General features: G+C 63.2%; 19 protein-coding genes. 11 read left to right on the top strand and 8 right to left on the bottom strand.

Annotated elements, in window-relative coordinates; translation table 11 throughout:
* Window positions 1-44: 44 nt before the first annotated feature.
* The 7 genes from FKM97_RS04335 to FKM97_RS04305 form a co-directional block, all read right to left on the bottom strand.
* Window positions 45-1,892: a helix-turn-helix domain-containing protein gene (locus tag FKM97_RS04335; RefSeq protein WP_170240741.1), complete on the bottom strand. Its 1,848-nt coding sequence runs from the start codon at window positions 1,890-1,892 to the stop codon at window positions 45-47.
* Between the two features lie 82 nt (window positions 1,893-1,974).
* Window positions 1,975-3,075, bottom strand: coding sequence for an ABC transporter ATP-binding protein (locus tag FKM97_RS04330; RefSeq protein WP_143957944.1), 1,101 nt, complete (start codon window positions 3,073-3,075; stop codon window positions 1,975-1,977).
* Between the two features lie 10 nt (window positions 3,076-3,085).
* Window positions 3,086-3,889, bottom strand: coding sequence for an ABC transporter permease (locus FKM97_RS04325; RefSeq protein WP_170240740.1), 804 nt, complete (start codon window positions 3,887-3,889; stop codon window positions 3,086-3,088).
* Between the two features lie 2 nt (window positions 3,890-3,891).
* Window positions 3,892-4,746 carry an ABC transporter permease gene (locus FKM97_RS04320; protein ID WP_205014730.1) on the bottom strand — a complete coding sequence of 285 codons (855 nt, stop codon included), beginning with the start codon at window positions 4,744-4,746 and terminating at the stop codon, window positions 3,892-3,894.
* 144 nt (window positions 4,747-4,890) lie between these two features.
* A complete protein-coding gene (locus FKM97_RS04315) occupies window positions 4,891-6,012 on the bottom strand; it encodes an extracellular solute-binding protein (RefSeq protein WP_143957941.1) in 1,122 nt (373 codons plus the stop codon).
* A 36-nt stretch (window positions 6,013-6,048) separates the two neighbouring features.
* Entirely contained in the window at window positions 6,049-7,149 is a 1,101-nt protein-coding gene (locus FKM97_RS04310; RefSeq protein WP_143957940.1) for an LLM class flavin-dependent oxidoreductase, read from the bottom strand.
* 199 nt (window positions 7,150-7,348) lie between these two features.
* Window positions 7,349-7,732 carry a hypothetical protein gene (locus tag FKM97_RS04305; protein WP_143957939.1) on the bottom strand — a complete coding sequence of 128 codons (384 nt, stop codon included), beginning with the start codon at window positions 7,730-7,732 and terminating at the stop codon, window positions 7,349-7,351.
* Between the two features lie 189 nt (window positions 7,733-7,921).
* Between FKM97_RS04305 and FKM97_RS04300 the strand changes: the two genes are divergently transcribed.
* The 3 genes from FKM97_RS04300 (at window position 7,922) to FKM97_RS04290 (ending at window position 9,712) form a co-directional block, all read left to right on the top strand.
* Window positions 7,922-8,284, top strand: a complete 363-nt coding sequence (locus tag FKM97_RS04300) for a hypothetical protein (protein WP_143957938.1) — start codon at window positions 7,922-7,924, stop codon at window positions 8,282-8,284.
* A gap of 56 nt (window positions 8,285-8,340) precedes the next feature.
* The gene (locus tag FKM97_RS04295; protein ID WP_143957937.1) at window positions 8,341-8,772 is read left to right on the top strand and encodes a pyridoxamine 5'-phosphate oxidase family protein; all 432 of its coding nucleotides are present in this window, start codon (window positions 8,341-8,343) and stop codon (window positions 8,770-8,772) included.
* Between the two features lie 187 nt (window positions 8,773-8,959).
* Window positions 8,960-9,712 (top strand): sulfite exporter TauE/SafE family protein, encoded by a 753-nt coding sequence (locus FKM97_RS04290; protein WP_143957936.1) that lies wholly within the window; start codon window positions 8,960-8,962, stop codon window positions 9,710-9,712.
* Between the two features lie 19 nt (window positions 9,713-9,731).
* Here FKM97_RS04290 and FKM97_RS04285 read toward each other — a convergent pair whose 3' ends face one another.
* Window positions 9,732-11,090 (bottom strand): aspartate aminotransferase family protein, encoded by a 1,359-nt coding sequence (locus FKM97_RS04285; RefSeq protein WP_281290071.1) that lies wholly within the window; start codon window positions 11,088-11,090, stop codon window positions 9,732-9,734.
* A gap of 143 nt (window positions 11,091-11,233) precedes the next feature.
* Between FKM97_RS04285 and FKM97_RS04280 the strand changes: the two genes are divergently transcribed.
* From FKM97_RS04280 to FKM97_RS04245, 8 genes are all read left to right on the top strand, one after another.
* On the top strand, window positions 11,234-11,977 hold the full coding sequence (locus tag FKM97_RS04280; protein ID WP_170240739.1) for an SDR family NAD(P)-dependent oxidoreductase: 744 nt from the start codon (window positions 11,234-11,236) through the stop codon (window positions 11,975-11,977).
* 92 nt (window positions 11,978-12,069) lie between these two features.
* Window positions 12,070-13,110 carry an ABC transporter substrate-binding protein gene (locus FKM97_RS04275; protein ID WP_143957934.1) on the top strand — a complete coding sequence of 347 codons (1,041 nt, stop codon included), beginning with the start codon at window positions 12,070-12,072 and terminating at the stop codon, window positions 13,108-13,110.
* Window positions 13,111-13,199: 89 nt separating this feature from the next.
* Window positions 13,200-14,072 (top strand): ABC transporter permease, encoded by an 873-nt coding sequence (locus tag FKM97_RS04270; RefSeq protein WP_143957933.1) that lies wholly within the window; start codon window positions 13,200-13,202, stop codon window positions 14,070-14,072.
* Complete coding sequence (locus tag FKM97_RS04265; RefSeq protein WP_170240738.1) at window positions 14,062-14,892, top strand: ABC transporter permease; 831 nt, start codon at window positions 14,062-14,064, stop codon at window positions 14,890-14,892. Before FKM97_RS04270 ends, FKM97_RS04265 begins: the two co-directional genes overlap by 11 nt.
* A complete protein-coding gene (locus FKM97_RS04260) occupies window positions 14,885-15,988 on the top strand; it encodes an ABC transporter ATP-binding protein (protein WP_143957931.1) in 1,104 nt (367 codons plus the stop codon). The genes FKM97_RS04265 and FKM97_RS04260 overlap by 8 nt, the downstream gene beginning before the upstream one ends.
* A gap of 3 nt (window positions 15,989-15,991) precedes the next feature.
* Window positions 15,992-16,747 (top strand): SDR family NAD(P)-dependent oxidoreductase, encoded by a 756-nt coding sequence (locus FKM97_RS04255; protein ID WP_143957930.1) that lies wholly within the window; start codon window positions 15,992-15,994, stop codon window positions 16,745-16,747.
* 12 nt (window positions 16,748-16,759) lie between these two features.
* On the top strand, window positions 16,760-17,524 hold the full coding sequence (locus tag FKM97_RS04250) for an SDR family NAD(P)-dependent oxidoreductase (protein WP_143957929.1): 765 nt from the start codon (window positions 16,760-16,762) through the stop codon (window positions 17,522-17,524).
* Between the two features lie 27 nt (window positions 17,525-17,551).
* Complete coding sequence (locus FKM97_RS04245) at window positions 17,552-18,658, top strand: LLM class flavin-dependent oxidoreductase (RefSeq protein WP_143957928.1); 1,107 nt, start codon at window positions 17,552-17,554, stop codon at window positions 18,656-18,658.
* Window positions 18,659-18,695: the final 37 nt, after the last annotated feature.

Below are 18,695 nucleotides of genomic sequence, written 5' to 3'. Positions count from 1 at the left end.
CGCCGCGGCCACCAGGGGAATTCCCTCAGGCGGGCCTCTTATGGTTACTCCGCCTCCGGCACGGTCGAACCGGCACCCGTCATGGATTTCAGATGGAAGGCCAGGGACAAGGCGAATCGGGTCTGCGGGTCTTCGAGGTCGAGCCCGAACAGCTCATTGAGACGCCCCAGCCGATAGCGCAGGGTTGAGACATGGATTCCCAGGGAATCCGCGGTCGCCTGATAACGGTAGCCCCGCTCGAGGAACGCGCTGGTGGTGCGCGTGAGGTCTCCGCCATGCTCGCGGTCATAGGCCTCGACGCGGCTCAGCATATCGCCGACGAAAGCCCGCACGGCTGTGGGATCGACCGCCGACAGGAGCACCGCGAACGGACCGAAATCCTCCAGTTTCACGATACCGCGCCGGCCGAACAGGCGGGCAAGCGACAGCAGCCGCCGGCAATGGTCGCGCGCTGCACGATAATCCTCCGGCCTCCGGCACACGGGCCCCAGGGCCATCACCGGGCTCTCCCCATGGCGCCAGCGCAGCATGTCTGTCAGCTGCCGGCCGAGGGTGGCGAGCAGTCTCTGCGGGTCGTCGCTATCCGAGGGCAGATGGAAGAACAGGTCCCCGCTCTGCTCCACGAGAACGGCCCGGCTATTGGCGCCCTGGGCCATGCGTGCCAGGCTGCGGACCAGGGGTCCCAGTCCCCCTTCGTGCCCGGTGAACTCCCCCAGCATCAGCAGCCGGGCGGGGCTGTTGAGGTCGACCCCGAGCCGGCTGGCGCGACTGCAGGTCTCGCGGCTGTCGACGCCGTCGGCCTCGAACAGCCGGCTGAACAATTCGCTCAGGGCGCCCTCGTGGCGGCGCAGATCGATATGGGTCCGCATGAGCTGCGCGCTCAAGGAGAGCTTCGCCTCCTGCGCCATCAGCAGGTCGAGGCCATTGAGCGTCCCGCCGCGCGGGAAGATGATCAGGCCGCCGGCCGTTTCCCCGTCGATCTGCAGCGGTTCGACGAACACCGGGCAGTCCAGGTCGATCCCCGCCGGCCGCAGATCGAGGGAGACCGGCAGCCGAAAATTGTTGGGCCGGCTCATCTGGACGAAGCGGGCGAGCAGGTCTGCCAAGGGCCCCTTCACCGCCAGGCGCCATTCGTGATCGCTGATGAGCTCGACCGTCGGGGAGCGGTTCGCATAGGTATTGTCGGTCGTGAAGTCGAGGATCACGATCTCGTCCTGCAGCAGCGTCTCCACGATCCCGGCGATGGTCTGCATCGAGCTGCCGCCGAGGACGCGTTCGAGCAGGCTGGAATTGACCCGCAGCGTCCGCTCCAGGCGTGCCGTCATCTCCTGCTGCTCCTGCAGCGACTTCACCTTGTGGACGGCGATCGCCACCAGATGGCAGATCGTCAGCAGGAAATCCTCTTCCTCCGCCGTCACGAACACTTTGCGTTCCGAATTCACCGACAGCACCAGGGGCCGGTCATGTTCGTCGGTACAGCGCAGCGGCAGGATCACCGCCGTATGATAGCCGCGCGCCAGGGCATCCGCCTGATAGCCCGGATATTCGGGCCTGATCTGCGCATCGTCGATGACGATCGGCTGGTTGGTCTCGGCGACGATGCGGCTGGGGCTGGTCGCCAGGAGCCAGCGGTTCGGCAGATCGCCCTCGTTCGACGCCTGCGGCTCGCACCGCGCCACCAGAACGGAATATCCGCTGGCGCGGTCGACCGCCATGATCCCGCTCCGCGACCAGGTCGTATGCCCGCAGATCGCCACCACCACCCGCTCGAAGATGGTCTGGAGGTCGGAACCTTCATTGATCAGGCTCGCGATTTCCCGCGTTCCCTTGAAGTGGCTGAACGCGACGGCACCCTCGCTGCCACCGGCGCGGCCTGCCAAGGGTCCTCTCATCGTCGTCCTGCTCGCCATGCCGTCATCTTAGCACAAGCCAGGATCATGGCGAGGCCGCGGGCCCCTGGCGCCGGGAACCCGATCAGATCGTCGGGGCCAGCGCATTGGCCTCCGCCGGCACCCAGCCCAGGCGCAATTCGTCGCCGGTGGAAATGCGCCTTGTATCGGCGGCGCCGGCCTGCTCGAGCAGGGTGACATCGGTGCCCTGCTTCGTCTTCATGACGTATTTTCGCGATTGGCCGAGATAGATGACTTCCGTCACCCGTGCCGAGACCATGTTGTCCCTGGCGTCGCCCTCGGCCAGCAGCGACAGCCGTTCCGGCCGAACCCCCACGACGGCGGCGTCTCCCACCTTCAGCCCTGCCGTGTTGCGGGCCTGGAAGCGCCCATCCGGGCCGTCCACCAGACAGCCAGCCTCGTCGACCGCGGTAATCTTTCCCACGAAGAAATTGGAATCGCCGAGAAATCCCGCGACGAACTGCGTGACCGGGCGCTCATAGAGCTCCTGCGCCGTGCCCATCTGCTCGATGAGCCCCTTGTTGAACACCGCGATCCGATCGCTCATCACGAGGGCCTCCTCCTGGTCGTGCGTGACGTAGAGGACGGACATCTGCAGGTCGCGGTGCAGCCGCATGATCTCGATCTGCATCTGCTCGCGCAGCTTCTTGTCGAGGGCGCCCAAGGGCTCGTCCATCAGCAGCAGCGGCGGCCGGAAGACCATGGCGCGCGCCAGGGCTACCCGTTGCTGCTGGCCCCCGGAGAGCTGCGATGGATAGCGCGCGCCGAAATCCGGCAGCCCCACCAGGGCAAGGGCTTCGGCGACCTTCTGACGGATCTCCGCCTTGCCGAGCCGTCGCATCTCCAGGGGAAAGGCGACATTGCCGGCGACCGTCATATGCGGGAACAGCGCATAATGCTGGAACACCATGCCGATGTTGCGTTGATAGGGCGGCAGTGGCCCCAGGGGTTGTCCGTCGAGCAGGATCGTTCCTGCGCTCGGGCTCTGAAGTCCCGCGACCATCGCCAGCGTCGTTGTCTTGCCGGAGCCGGAAGGACCGAGGAAGGTCAGGAACTCGCCCTTGCGCAGCGCGAGATCCACATCGTCCACGGCAACCGTCTCGCCATAGACCTTCCTGACGCCCTTGAGGGCGAGGATCGTGTCGGTATGGGAATCGGACGTCATGTCGGGGACTTTACCTTCCTGAAGGATCCGAACGCCGGCGGGCGAGGCTTTCGGCGATGAGGGCGAAGATCGAGAAGCAGAACAACAGGGTGGCGACGGCGGCGATGGTCGGGTCGACGGCGCCGCGGATGTTCGACCACATCTGCACGGTCACCGGCCGGACCGTGGGCGAGCTGATGAACAGCGACACCACGAGTTCGTCGAAGGAGACGACCATGGCGAACAGCAGCCCCGACAGGATCGCCGGCAGGATCAGCGGCAGGGTGATGCGGCGAAAGCAGGTCCAGGGCGGCGCGCCCAATGTGCTTGCAGCATCCTCAAGGCGGCGATCCACAAGGCTCAGGGCGCCGGAGACGGTCGCGAACACGTAGGGAATGCTCAACACCGTATGCGCGATGATCAGACCGGTGAGCGTCCCGAACAGGCCAATGGCGCGGAACACGCCGAACAGGCCGATGGCGATGATGATGACCGGCACGATCATCGGCGCCATGACGAAACCCGAGACCAGGAACTTGCCCGCGAAGTTCGACCGCGCCAGGGCATAGGACGCGGCCGTGCCCAGCACCGTGGCGAGGATCGCGGTGGGGATCATGATCTTGACGCTCGTGATCAGCGAGCCGAACCACATCGGGTTGTTGAACAGGTTCTCGTACCACTGCAGTGACAGCCCCGGCGGCGGGAAGGTCAGGAACGGCGCCGAGCTGAACGAGATGATGAGGACGATGATGAGCGGGGCCACCAGATAAACGATCGTCAGCCCGCACACGACTGCCCGGAGCCGGCGCCACCAATGTTCCGTGCCACCGCTCATGCTCAGCGCCCCCATGCGGTGCGGACACCGGCAAAGCGCTGCACCAGGCCCAGGATGAGCACCGTCGTGGCGAGCAGCACCAGCGACAGCGCACCCGCGACTCCCCAATTTCCGAAAGTCGCGATCTGGCGCTCGATGAGCTGCGCGATCATCAGGTCGGCCGGCCCGCCCAGCAGGGCGGGGGTGATATAGTAGCCCAGCGCGCTGACGAACACCAAGGTCGAGCCGCTGATGATCCCCGGCATCGACAGCGGCAGGTAGATCCGGAAGAAATTGCGCATCGGCGGCGCTCCCAGGGTGGCGGCGGCCGAGCTATAGCTCTGGTCGATGCGCACCATCACGGCGAAGAGCGGAAAGATCATGAACGGCAGGAGGATCTGGATCATGCCGATCAGCACGCCGGCACGATTGTAGATCAGCGCCAGCGGCGCCGAGATCAGGCCGAGATCCATGAGCAGGTCGTTGATCAGCCCTTGCTTCTGCAGGATCACCATCCAGGCGAAGGTGCGCACCAGGAGGCTTGTCCAGAATGGAATCAGCACCACGAAGATGAGGATGCGCCGCGTCCTCTCGCTCGCCGTCGCCATGGTATAGGCGAGCGGATAGCCGATTAGCAGGCAGCCTATGGTGGTGAGCCCGGAGATCGAGATCGTGTTCCAGAGCACGCGCGCATAGACGGTGCGCTCGACCAGGGCCTGGTAGTTCTGCACGCCCCATTCGGGTTGGGAGAAGCTGCGCATGAGCAGCCAGAACACCGGATAGACGAAGAACGCGGCCAGAAGCAGGACGGCCGGCAGCACCAGCCAGCCTGCGCTGGAAAGCCTGAACGCCGTCGATCCTGCTCTTATCTGGGTCACTCTATCTCGTCTCTGCGTGGTTCTGCCGAGAGGCGAAGCTTTGAAGCGCACTTATCCGGGCGAGCTGCGGCACGAAGCGCTGCCGCGCAGAACGGGATTCTGCGCGGCCGGGACAACAGCCTCAGGAAGCGGCCGGCGACGGGGTCAGCCGAGCTTCCATTCTTCCCAGATGGTCGTGTACTTCTCCAGGTGATCCTGCCAGAACACGGCGTCGATCACAAAGCCCTTCGCGGCATTTTCCTTGCTCGTCGAGAGCCACGGGGCGATCGCCGGATCGATGTCCTTGAAGGCCTCCGGGTTGGTCGGTGAATAGGCGATCATGTTCGCGAGCTTCGCCTGGTTCTCGGCCACCGTCATCTCGTCGATGAGGCCCATGGCGACCTCGACATTCTTCGCGCCCTTGGGGATGACCAGATAGTCGATCGACTGGATGTTCTGGTTCCACTCGATGGCGATGGCGGCCCCCTTCTTTGCCGCGTCATAGGCGCGGCCGTTCAGGATCAGGCCGCAGGTCACTTCGCCGTCGGTGAACAGCTGCTGCGACTGCGAATTGGTCTCCCAGAAGATTGTCTTGTCGCGGATGGTGTCCAGCTTCGCCAGCGCGCGCTTCACCCCCTCTTCGGTGGCCAGAACCTTGTAGACCTGGTCCATCGGCACGCCATCGGCCATGACGGCAGCTTCGAAGACGGCCGACGGGCCGTCGCCGTTCAATGTGCGCGAACCCGGGAATTTCTCCAGATCAAAGATGTCGGCCCACGACTTGGGATGCTCGCCTTCCTTAAAGGCCTTGGTGCTGTAGCCGATATTGTAGGACCAGACGATGTCGCCCACCCCGTAATCGGTCCGGTACGCGGGATTGATGCGGTCCATGTGGATCTTGCTGGCATCCAGCTTCTCGAACAATCCGCTCTTGATGCCGCTATAGAGGAATTCGTGGGTGACATCCACGACGTCCCAGACCGAGTCTCCCGCTTCCACCATGGTCCGGAACTTGGCTTCGTTCACCGGGCCGTCCTGGACGACGGTGGCCCCCGTCTTCGCGGCGAAGGGCTCGCAATAGCAGATCTTCTGCGCGTCCTGATAGGCCCCGCCCCAGCTGGCGAAGGTGACCGTCTTGCCTTTGAACTCATCGGCGGCGAAGGCCGAGCTCAGGGCTCCGGACAGCGCCGTGGCACCCAGCGCGGCCCCTGTTCCCACCATGAAAGTCCGTCGCGACAGGCCCTGTCGCGAGATGATGTCTGCAAGGGCCTTGATCCTGTCTGTCATTATACTCCCTCCTTCTTTGCTTGTTGATCGACACGCTCAAACGGCTGCGACGGCCTGGGCTTGGCGGCCCTGCGATGCGCGGCCCGGCCTCTGTCCCGGCTCGGCGAAATGCGGCATCACACGTTCGATGAACAGCTCGAGCGACCGGACCGCTTGCTTGAACGGCAGCCCGATATTGGCGCCGTAGCAGAACAGGTCGACGCCCGCGGCCTCATAGAGCCCGAGCTTTTCCACCACCTCGTCGGGCGTTCCGATGAGCAAGCTTTCGCGGAGCTGCTCGGCATCATAATTCCCGCTGCTGCTTTGTGCGGAAATGTCCATCGGCTGGGTGAAGCCGTTGCGAACGACGCCGTCGGTGCGGAACAGATTCTCGAAATGCCGCCCATGCAGGATTGCCGCGTCCACCGGAACGCGCCAGTCCTCTCCCTTGTCGAGCACCGCGGCGCTGCGCAGCATCATGAAGCGCGGCCGCGGGACGGTGGGATTGTTTCGCAGGGTCGCACGCAACCGCTCACCCAAGATCGTCACCTCCGACGGCGGGCGCGACAGCGGCGTCGACATGATGTTGGCGCCGTTCTTCACCGCCCAGTCGAATGTATCCGGGTCGCGCGCGGCAATCCAGATCGGCGGATGCGGTTTCTGCAAGGGTTTCGGCGCCGAGGTGGAGGTCGGAAAGCTCCAGAACTGGCCCTCATGGGCGTAATCGCCCTCCCACAGCGCCTTGATCGCGGGCACGATCTCCTTCAGATAGGGCGCCCCGTCCCGGTCCTTGATGCCGGGCGCCATGCGGCTGAATTCATACTGAAAGGCGCCGCGCGCGATACCGAGCTCGAGCCGTCCATCGATGAGAATATCCGTGTACGCAGCCTCCCCGGCCAACCGGATCGGGTGCCAATAAGGAGCGACGACAGTCGCGGTCCCCAGCCGGATGCGGCTCGTATGCTCGCCCCAATGCGCCAGGATCAGGAATGGGTTCGGCGCCACCGTCATCTCAATCGTGTGGTGTTCGGCAGCGAACGCCGTCTCGAAGCCGCCCTGCTCCGCCAGCTTCACGAGCTCCAGAGCATTTTTGTTGAGTGTGACCATGTCCTGGCTCGGGTCCAGGCGTTCCATATTGACGGCAATCGCGAATTTCATGTCCTGCTCCTCGAGGTCGCGCTTCCTGGCGCCCTTGGCTGACCTGCTGATGGGTCACGAGCTGGGGGCCTCTGCCCCTGCCCTGGAAGAGTGACCACATCAGCCATCCACCGCTTTAGAGGAGTCAGAGGACAGACACGCCAATTTTTCCTACGAATAGTGGACAGCACGGATCTCCCGGTGCCCCCTTGCGGCCCCGCTAATCCCAATCGTTTCCTTCCGGAGCCCGATAAAGCTGCGTATTGAGGGGGTCATTGAGATCGACAGTACTGGTGCCCACCCGCCGTCCCGTGAAAAAGATCCGTTCGACGATGGATCCCGAACCGTGGTTGCCGGCAATCGCCGCCTTCCGCCTCTTGACCTCGGCAAGGGGAATGACCGCCGTCCCGAACGGCTCCCAGACGGCCGATCCGGCGGCGCGATAGGCGTGCAGCTGCAGGACTTTATCTGTTTGTTCCGACTGGATGATGAAGCGATTGCCCTTATATTGGAAGATCGGGTTGCTGTTGCCGGCCAATACGCCGCCATGCGCCAGCAACGTCACCGCCGCAAACCCCGCCAATCCTGCGAACTTTCCCTTCATCCTCTCACCCGCCTGAATACGAAGCTGACGAACCTGTAGCGATACCGAGGATTATATGGGATGCGATCAGACCAATTCTCATGGCAAGAATGCGAAAGATGTGAGGGCTTTGCGTATTGGCATAGCCTTGCCGGCGGGGTTCCGGTTATGCCTCGGCAGCCACGCGAATGAATGAGGGCATCCACAGATATGACAGCTGAGCAGTCGAAGCGCCGCAAGGCAGAACAGTTTCAGGCGCTGGAATTTCTCGGCAGTGCACTCTCTGTCATCGAGGGTCAGGGCCGACAGCCGGACAAATGGGAGCGCGAACGCCTGACGATCGGCTTCTGCGCCTATTTCTGCGGTCTCTATCGGGTGGCCCAACAGGAGGCCACCGCCGCCATGAGCACACCGCCCGAAGAGAGCCTCTACGGCAGGGTGTCGGACTTCGACGCCGTTGATCTCGATCGCCTGAAGCTGCTTCTGAGCCAAGCAAGGTCGGACGCGCCGTCAGCCGATATCTTCGCCCGCCAGGTCAAGGGGGTCCCGACGTCTCCGACGTCTCCGGAGTGACGGCACAGGATCTTTTCCCATGGCGCCGCGTTGTCGCTTCTCAAGAGGAGCGCGAGATGACCCTGACCCTGAAAGATATTTCCAAGCGGATGCGAGACATCGACTTCACCATGCTGTCCACCCGCGCCGAGGCCGGCCAGATTGCGGCCCGGCCCATGAGCAACAATCGCGATGTGGACTACGATGGAACCTCATGGTTCTTCGCCCTGGAGGAGACGAACACCATCCGAAACATCGAGCGCGACCCCAAGGTGGGACTGTCACTGCAAGGATCGAAGAGCCTGTTGGGAGCGCCCGGCATCTTCATATCCATCGAGGCCAATGCGCGCCTTGTCCGGGACAAACAAGCCTTTCGGGACCATTGGGTGAAGGATTTGGACAGCTGGTTTGAGCAGGGGATCGACACGCCCGGACTGGTGTTGATCCAGGCCCGCGCCGACCGCATTCATTACTGGGATGGCAAGGACGAGGGCGAAATCGTCCTCTAATCCTTACCGACGAAGCGGCCACGAAGGGAGGGATCGTCGCCACGCCGGGAGAACGTCGCAGCGGAGCCGTTTGGCGTCCCTTGTGTCATCCAATCGCCTTCTCCTGACGGACGATCCCTGTATATAGGGCGGTGTGGGAGCGACCCGTCCTGGGGATTGCTCCCGATCCCGTCGCCAAGGTCCGCTCGTGGCTTTCTCCTACACTGAACTTGCGATCATCGGCCTGTCCTTTGTCGCCGGAGGCTTCGTCAAGGGCGTCTCCGGCATGGGGCTGCCTTTGCTGGTCGTCCCCATCCTTCTGCAGTTCTATCCGCTGCGTCAGGCAATCGCGATGATGATTGTCCCTGTCGTCGTGACCAACGTCACCCAGATGCTGAACTGGAGTGAGGTGAAGGCGGTCTCGAAACGCTTCAAGACGTTGCTAATCTGCCTGCCCATCGGCATTTCCATCGGCAGCTTGGCGCTCTTTTTCCTCGATCCCCATCAGCTGGATCTCGCCGCCGGGCTGCTGATCCTCGGCTTTGCCCTGTTCGGCCTGATCCGCGTCGAACCCCGCACCCTGAAGCCGAACGAGAAGCTGTGGAATCCCATCGTCGGGATGATCATCGGGATCCTTGGCGGCTTCTCCTCGCTCTATGGACCCCCGACCGCCTTCTACCTTCTGGCCCTCAGGGTGGATCGCGAATTCTTCATCATCGCCTCCGCGCTCATCTTCTTCGTGGCGGGGATGATGCTGAACGTCATCATTATCGCCAATGGCCTGGTGACCTGGGACGACATCGCGCTTTCGACCTTCGGCCTCCTGCCCGTCGCCTTGGGTCTGTTGCTCGGCAGGTTCGCCCGCAGACTGGTGTCACAGGCGACCTTCAACAAGATCATCCTGTGGTTTCTGCTGCTGGTCGGGGTCAATCAGCTGATGCGGGGCGCCGGAGTGTGGTAGCCGCCGTGGTGGCAGCCACCTAAACCGAGATCTCCCGCAGCCCTCGCTGCACCGCGCGGTCCAGCTTGTCGACGATCTCCACCACATGGGCCTCGTCGATGATGAAGGGCGGCGCGAGCATGACGTGATCGCCCGAAATGCCGTCGATCAGGCCGCTCATGGGATAGCAGATCAGCCCCTCCTCCATGGCGATCGCCTTGAGCCTGCTCGCAAACTTGGCCTGCGCCGGCAATGGCGTCTTGCTGGCGCGGTCGCTGACGAATTCCATCGCCAGGAACAGTCCACGCCCGCGGATGTCGCCCACATGCGGATGGTTTCCGAAGCGCTCCGTCAAAGCATCCATCAGGTGCCCGCCCCGCAGCCTGACATTGGCGAGCAGGTCCTCGTCGCGGATCGTCTCCTGCACCGCCAGCGCCCCGGCACAGGCCGTGATGTGGCCTGAATAGGTGTGCCCGTGCTGGAAGAAGCCCGAACCGTCGACCACCGCATCGAACACTTTCCGCGTGGTCATCATGGCGCCGATGGGTTGGTAGCCGGCGCCGAGTCCCTTGGCCAACGCGACGATGTCCGGCTGGATCCCCTCTTGCTCATAGGCGAACAGGGTCCCCGTTCGGCCCATCCCGCACATCACCTCGTCGAGGATGAGGAGAATCCCATAGGTGTCGCAGATCTCCCGGATCCGCTCGAAATAGCCCTCGACCGGCGGCACGGCTCCCAGCGTTGCCCCGCCGACCGTCTCGGCGATGAAGCACATGACGGTCTCGGGCCCCTGCTCCAGGATGGCGGTTTCCAGTTCATTGGCGATCCTGAGCCCATAGGCACGCTCGGTCTCGTCGGGCGACTTGTCTCGATAGGGATAGCACGGTGCGATATGGACCACGTCGATAAGCAGCTCGGCATATTTCTGCCGCCGCATCATGTTGCCGCCGGCGGCCAGCGCGCCGAGGGTATTGCCGTGATAGCTCTGCCGGCGGGAAATGATCTTTGTGCGCTTCTGTTGGCCGATCTCGGTGAAATACTGGCGACAGAGTTTCAGGGCGGCCTCCACCGCCTCCGAGCCGCCCGACAGGAAATAGGTCTTCTCCAGATCTCCCGGCGCGGCTTCGGCGAGCAATCGGCCCAGCTCCTCGGCCTTGTCGCTGGTGAAGAAGCCCGTATGGGCGAAGGCGAGACGGTCCAGCTGGTCCTTGATCGCCTGCGTCACGCGCGCATGCCCATGGCCCAGTGAACTGACCGCTGCACCGCCCGAGGCATCGATATACGCCTTCCCCTCCGTGTCGAAGATATAGGGGCCTTGCCCGCCGACGGCCTGGGGCAGCTTCGCTTTCGGCATGCGGTGGAAGACATGGGTGGAGGGGCTGTTCTGGGCATTCTTCAAGGCGCGATCCCCCGTCAACTTTCGATGGATCGGTGACGGTCACCGCCGATCCAAAACCGTTGAACAACAAAAAACAACATATGATCTCTAATTGACATAATGGGTCATTTGTTTCAAGCTCCGTTGATCGCATGGAGCATGCAATGGGCGGCGATTTCGAAGGTCAGTACGGAATTGTCACGGGAGCCGGCCGCGGCCTGGGAGCGGCCACGGCACGGATGATGGCTGAGCGGGGCGCGACCGTCCTGCTGGTCGACATCGATGCCGACTCGGTTGAGGCCACGGCCTCTGGCCTCCGCTCCGAAGGCCTCCGCACCCACGCGATTGCCATGGATTTGGCCGACGAGTCCCAATACCCCGCGCTCCATGAAGCGATTTCCAGCCGCTTCGGTGGCCGCCTCGACGTTCTCGTGAATAATGCTGGCGGCTGGCGCTACAGTACCGCCCGCGAGATCACGATCGACGAATGGGAATGGATGTTCCGCACCAACGTCACCTCCATGTTCCTGGCGACCCGCGCGGTGATGGACATCATGGTCGGACAGCGCAGTGGCCGCATCGTCAACGTGGCTTCCGGGGCCGCGCATCGGCCGCGGGCGATCATGCCTCATTACGGCGCGGCGAAGGCCTCCGTCGTCAGCCTCACCAAATCCTTCGCCGAGGAACTGGCCCCGAGCCAGATCCTGGTGAACGCCGTGAGCCCCGGCCCGATCGCCACGGAAACGCTGCGCGCCCGCGGCAATTTGATCGAGGAGCGTGCGAAATCGATCCCCCTGGGCCGCGTCGCGGAGCCGGAGGATCTGGCGGAAGTCATCCTGTTCTTGGCCTCCACCAGGAACCGCTACATCGTTGGTCAGACCATCATCGCCAACGGGGTCTGTTCATGACCTGAGTCGAAGGCCAGCCGGACCGCGACGAGCCCAACGACAAGAACCAGCACAATGTCTGGCATTTCATAACGGGAAAGAGGGTGAGCAATATGTCGAAGATCGATCGTTCCAAATTACCGATGACGCGCCGCACGGCTTTGGCCACCTTGGGAGCAGCGACAAGTCTCCTCGCCGCACCGGCCATCCTGCGCGCCCAGACCAAGCAGATCGTCATGGCCAATGGCGGCGGTAAGCTTGGCGAGGCCTACAAGACGGCCGTTTGGGATCCATGGACCAAGAAGACCGGGATCGAAGTGGTGGCGACGGCCAATACCGCGGCGCAGCTCAAGGCCATGGTCGAGCAGGGCAACACCCAATGGGACCTGATGCAGGGACCCGCGGAAACCTTCATCGGCTATGGTCGCCAGGGCCTGTTCGAGCCGATCGATTATGCCGTGATCGACAAGTCGCAACTGGTGAAGGACACGACCTACGAGTTCTTCGTGAAGACGGACTTCGCCGCCTATTGCACCGCATGGAACACCCAGAGCATCAAGTCGAACCCGCCCCAGAACTGGGCTGAGCTCTTCGCCATCTCGGGCCGCATCGGCATGTGGAAGCGTCCGTTCCAGACCCTCGAGGCGACGCTCCTGGCCGATGGCGTGCCGATCGATCAGCTCTATCCCCTCGACCTCGACCGGGCCTTTGCGGCACTCGACAAGATCAAGTCCAAGCTCCTCCTCTGGGACACCGGCGCCCAGGGCGCCCAGTTTCTGATCGATGGCGAGGTGGATGCGGGTGCCATCTGGAACGGCCGCGTGCAGGAACCCAAGGAATCCGGCGCGCCGGTTGATTTCGTCTTCAACCAGGCGGTCTTGATTTCGGACGGTTGGGCGGTGCCGAAAGGCGCCAAGCACAAGGCCGAAGCCATGGACCTCATGGCCTACGCCCTCAGCGCCGAGGCCCAGGCGGCATTCACGCGCAAGATCCCCTATGGCCCCGTCAATCCCGCAGCCCTTCCTCTCCTCGACGACACGGTCAAGGCACGCCTGCCCAAGGTTGGCGAGAACACCGTCATGCTGAGCGTCGAATACTGGGCCGACAACGCCGCCAAGGTGACCGAGCGGTTCAACACCTGGCTGCAGGCCTGACGGTAAACCTTTGATCGACACTGGACCCGCCGGAGCGATCCGGCGGATCCAGCATAGGCACGGGCTGGTGCCAGGAGTGGATTTCGGCAATGAACGCTTGGAGCGCCGTTGAGCTCAGGGGCGGATGGAGCATCACCCGGCTTTACCGGCAGATGCTGTGGGCACCGATTGTCTTCGTGGGGATCTTCTTCCTCGCGCCGATCATCGTGGTCGTCTACCGCAGCTTCGTTGATCCAGCCATCGGCTTCGGCAATTACCGCCAGATCCTTGAGGGCGGTCCCTATGTCGGCGTCCTGCTGAACACCCTGCAGACGGCGGCGATCGTCACGGTGCTCTGCCTTATCGTCGCCTATCCCCTGTCCTACCTCATGGCGAAGGTTCGGGGAACGCTGCTCAACGTGATGGTCGCCATCGTCGTGATCTCGCTGTGGACGAGCGTGGTCATCCGCTCCTATGCCTGGATGGTCATCTTCCAGCGTCGCGGTGTCTTCAATGACCTGCTCATGGGCAGCGGCGTCATCGAACGCGCCGTGAGCTTCATTCCCGGCGCTTTCGCCGTCAATGTCGGCATGGTGCACATCATGCTGCCCTTCATGATCCTGCCCCTCCTGGCCAATATGCGCTCCATCGACCGTTCGCTGATTTCCGCCGCCGGCGTCATGGGTGCGAGCCCCTGGAAGAGCTTCCGGAGCATTTTCGTGCCTCTGTCTCTGCCCGGTGTCAGCGCCGGCTCGGCGGTGGTCTTCATGCTCTCCCTAGGCTTCTTCGTCACCCCAGCTTTGCTCGGGGGCCCGCAGCACATGATGGCCGCTGTCCTCATCGAGCAACAGGCCAATCATCTGCTGAATTGGGGCCTGGCCTCCGCCCTGGCCAGCCTGCTGCTGGCGGTGACCATTGCCATCTACCTGATCTATCTTCGCGTTATGCGTTATGCGGAAGGCGACGGCACCCATGCAGCCTGAAATCGCTCTGCCCCGCCGCTACCGCATCTCCAACGCCCTGCTGTGGGCGGTGGCCGCCGTCACCCTGCTCTATCTGCTGCTGCCGCAATTCGTGATCGTTCCATTGTCCTTCAGCAATCAGAGCTATCTCTCCTTCCCGCCCACGGGCTGGTCGATGCAATGGTACGCCCGCGTGGTGGAGAACCCTGCCTGGGCCCGTGCGGCCATGAACTCCCTCATCATCGGCGTGCCGACAGCTGTCCTTTCGATGATCCTCGGCACCCTCGCTGCCCTCGCCGTCTCGCGCGGCAACTTGACCACCAAGGGGCTCGTCACCGCCCTGATCGTCGCCCCCATGATGCTGCCGCACGTCATCCTGGCCATCGGCCTCTATCCGATGATGCTGTGGATGGGCCTGCTCACCTCCTATGTCGGCGTCATCATCAGCCACACCGTCATCGGCATTCCCCTCGTCTTCATCAGCGTGAACTCGGCTCTGGCGCGCCATCCGGCCTCTCTGGAGCTCGCGGCGATGACGATGGGCGCGCGACCCTGGCAGTCCTTCTGGAAGATCACCTTTCCCCTGATCAGGACCGGCGTGATCATTGGCGGCATTCTGGCCTTTGCCTCCTCCTTCGATGAACTCATGCTGTCGCTCTTCCTTACCGGCGTCGGCACCCAGACCCTGCCGCGGCTCATCTGGCTCCAACTGGCCGATTACCTGACGCCGTCGATCGCAGCGGTCGCGACATTGATCCTTCTCTTCACATTGGTTCTTTTGCTGATCGTTTCGGTGCTTCAGCCGCGAAATGATGGCCTCAAGGCGGGTGCACATGGCTGAACGCGGCGCAAGACTGACCCTCGTCGACCTGGAAAAGACCTACGGCACCTTTACGGCGCTGCGGCGCACCAATCTCCAGATTGAGCCCGGGGAATTTTTCTCCCTCATCGGCCCGAGCGGTTCGGGCAAGACGACCCTGCTCGGCGCGGTCGCGGGCTTCTCCCCCGCGAGCCGCGGCCGCATCGAGATCGACGGCACTGACATCTCCTCCATGCCGCCCTTCATGCGCAACATCGGCATGGTCTTCCAGAACTACGCGCTCTTCCCTCACATGAGCGTCTTCGAGAACGTCGCCTTTCCGCTCAAGCTGCGCAAGCTGCCCGCAGCCGAGGTCAAGCAGCGCACCCAGGCCATGCTGGCGACGGTCCGCCTGCCGGATGTCGGCCATCGCATGCCGAGCCAGCTGTCCGGTGGCCAGCAGCAGCGCATCGCCCTGGCCCGGGCCGCTGTCTACAGTCCGCGCATGCTGCTGATGGATGAGCCCCTCGGCGCACTGGACAAGAACCTGCGCGAAGAGATGCAGTTCGAGATCAAGGCCTTCCACCGCAAGGTCGACGCGACGGTCCTCTACGTCACCCACGACCAGGACGAGGCTGCGGCCATGTCCGATCGTCTCGCCATCATGAATGGCGGCGAGATCGTCCAGCACGGTACGCCGCGGGACCTGTACGAGCATCCGCGCAACGCCTTCGTCGCCTGCTTTCTCGGCAGTGCGAACCTGATCGACGTCACAGCCAAGCCTCAGGCCTCAGGCGGCCAGTCCCTGCATGTTCCCATCAAGGGCGGTGCCCTGAAGGCCCTCGACACAATGTCCGGAACGGCGACGGCGGCGAATTCCGTCGTCTGCATCAGGCCGGAATCGATCCGGATCGAAACCGGCACGCCTGCGGTATCCGAAGACGACAACACCCTGGAGGGTCGCATCCTGGATGCGGTCTATACCGCCGGCATGTTCCGCTATCAGGTTGAGACGGATCAAGGCGCCGTCATGACGGTTCGGCTGCCCTCGGTCCGCCAGTCGGACATGCTGCCCATGTCTGCACGTGTGTCCCTCATTTGGCCCGCCGCCGCCACTTTGCTGATCAACAAGGAGTAGTCGATGCCCATTCTGGACAACAAGGTCGCCCTGATTACCGGCTCGGGAGGCGGCATGGGCCGGGCGCATGCTTTGCTCATGGCGGAAAGGGGCGCCGACATCGTCGTCGCCGACCTGGACGGTGAAAAGGCGGCCGAAACGGCGGAGATGGTGCGCGAACGCGGCCGCCGTGCGCACGTCGAGACCGTCGACATGGGCGACACCAAGGCCGTAAAGGAGATGGTGAAGAGCGCAGCGGCAGCCCTCGGCCCGATCGGCATCCTGGTCAACAATGCAGGCTTCGGACAGCGCGCCGAGTTCACCGACATTTCCGAGAGCGACTTCGACCGGATGTTTGCCGTCCATGTGCGCGGCTCCTTCTTCGCGACCCAGACGGTCATTCCCGCCATGAAGGAGGCCCGCTACGGCAAGATCATCAACATCGCCTCGATCTGGGGAATGACGGGGGCCCCGGTCGCCTCTCACTATTGCGGTGCGAAAGCCGCTTTGATCGGCTTCACCAAATGTTGGGCCAAGGAATTCGCGCCCTGGAACGTCCATGTCAACGCGGTCGCCCCCGGCGGCGTGCGCTCCGGCGGGCCGCTCCGCTTCGACACTGAGGAGACAAGGCGGGCCAAGGAGGAGAAGGTGCCGCTCAAGCGGTATTGCGAGCCGATTGAGATGGCCTATGCCGTCGCGTTCCTCGCGTCCTCCGAGGCCGACTTCATCACCGGCCAGGTTCTGAGCCCGAATGGCGGCGAAGTCATCGTCGGCATCTGAGGAGACATACACATGGACAAGTCGACGAATTTGGAAGGCAAGATCGCCTGGATCACCGGATCGGGCCGTGGCATGGGCCGGGCGCATGCCGAACTGCTGGCGGCACGCGGCGCCGACATCGTCATTCACGATGTGCTGAAGGAGGATGCCGCAGCCGCAGCCGATGCGGTCCGTGCCCTCGGGCGGCGCGTCGCCGTCTTCCACGACAGCGTCTCCGATGCTCCCGCCATGGTGCGTCTTGTCGCGGAGGCCGAAAAGCAGCTTGGCCCCATCGACATCCTTGTCAACAATGCTGGCATCGGCCACCACGCGACCGTGGAGGAGATTGATGAGGAGATCTTTCAACGAATGTTCGACATTCATGTCCGCGGCACCTTCTTCTGTACTCAGGCGGTGATCCCGGGCATGAAGCAGCGGCGCTTCGGACGCATTATCAATATCTCGTCCATCTGGGGCATGACGGGACATTCGACGGCTTCGCATTACTGCGCGGCCAAGACGGCGGTGCAGGGCTTCACCAAGGCCTGGGCCAAGGAGTTCGCGTCCTACAACATCCTCGTCAACACGGTCTGCCCCGGCGGTGTCCTCACCGAGATGCCCATCAAGGTCCAGGGATGGGAGAAGATCCGCATCAAGGAGAAGCTCGTCCCCGTCGGCCGATGGGCGGCGCCCGAAGAGATCTCCTATGCGGTCGCCTATTTCGCGTCGCCCTCGGGCGACTTCGTGACCGGCCAGTCCATCAGTCCGAACGGCGGCGAGACCATCGTCGGCTTCTGACCTCAGCTTCAGCAAAGGAAGAGTTCAATGCATTTCGGCCTGTTCTCGCTCATGACCCAACGCGACCGAGCCAAGACGCCCGGCCTGATCTATCGCGAAACCCTCGATCACGTGAAGATTGCCGAGCAGATCGGCATGGAGGTCGCATGGTTCGCCGAGCATCACTTCTCCAATTACTGCATGTGCCCGTCGCCGCTGGCCATGAGCACCTACATGGCGGGCCAGACCAGCACCATTAAGGTGGGTCCTGCTGTCATCGTCGCCCCGCTCTACGAACCCGTCCGCCTCGCCGAGGATATCGGCGTCGCCGACCAGATCAGCGACGGCCGCCTCGTCCTCGGCTTCGGCTCCGGCTACCAGGAATACGAGTTTCACAAATTCGGCCGGGACCTGAAGCAGGCGCGCACCGACCTTCTGGAGATTCTCGACTTCGTTCACGCCTATCTGAACAACGAGACCTTCTCGTTCAATGGCACGCGCATCCAGATGCCGGAGACGAGTTTCTCCATCAGGCCGGTGCAGAAGCACATGCCCGTCTATGTCGCCGGCATGGGCAGCGATGTGGAGACCCAGCGACGGGCCGTGGAGCGCGGTTACACCCCCTTCTTCACCACCGGCTGGAGCGATGTGGCCAGCGTGGCCAAGGTCAAGGAAGGCCTCGCCTCCACCTATGCGTCAGCCGGTGGCGATGTCTCCACCATGCCCTTCGCCATCCAGCGCTACATCTTCGTCACCGACAGCCGTGAAGAGGCCCTTCAGGCAGCCGATGGCGCGCGCTACATTCGCCGGATCGCAGCAGCCATGCGCGGAAAATATGGGAAGTTCGACGGCGCCTTCATGCAGGAAGTGCCCGCCGACGACGAGCCCCCGCTGGAGGAGATCCTGGAGCGCCTGCCCATGGGAGATCCCGAAACGGTCGCGGAACGCCTGTCCCGTGATATCGACGCCCTGGGGCCCGACCACATCAGCTGCTTCATGGGCATTCCCGGTATGCCCCAGGCTAAGGTGCTGAAATCCATGGAACGCTTCGGAAGCGAGGTTATGCCGCTGCTCGAGAAACGCTATGGTGATCTGTCCAGGCTTGGTGGAATGGCTGAGCAGACGCGCCCTGTGCGTTCGCTCGTGAATGGATAGCTTCAGCTTGGCCGTCTTCCGGTATCCGCGTTGCCGG

The sequence above is a fragment of the Rhodoligotrophos appendicifer genome, assembly GCF_007474605.1.
In the GTDB taxonomy this organism is placed as follows: domain Bacteria; phylum Pseudomonadota; class Alphaproteobacteria; order Rhizobiales; family Im1; genus Rhodoligotrophos; species Rhodoligotrophos appendicifer.
This window is presented reverse-complemented; position numbering and strand designations above follow the sequence as displayed.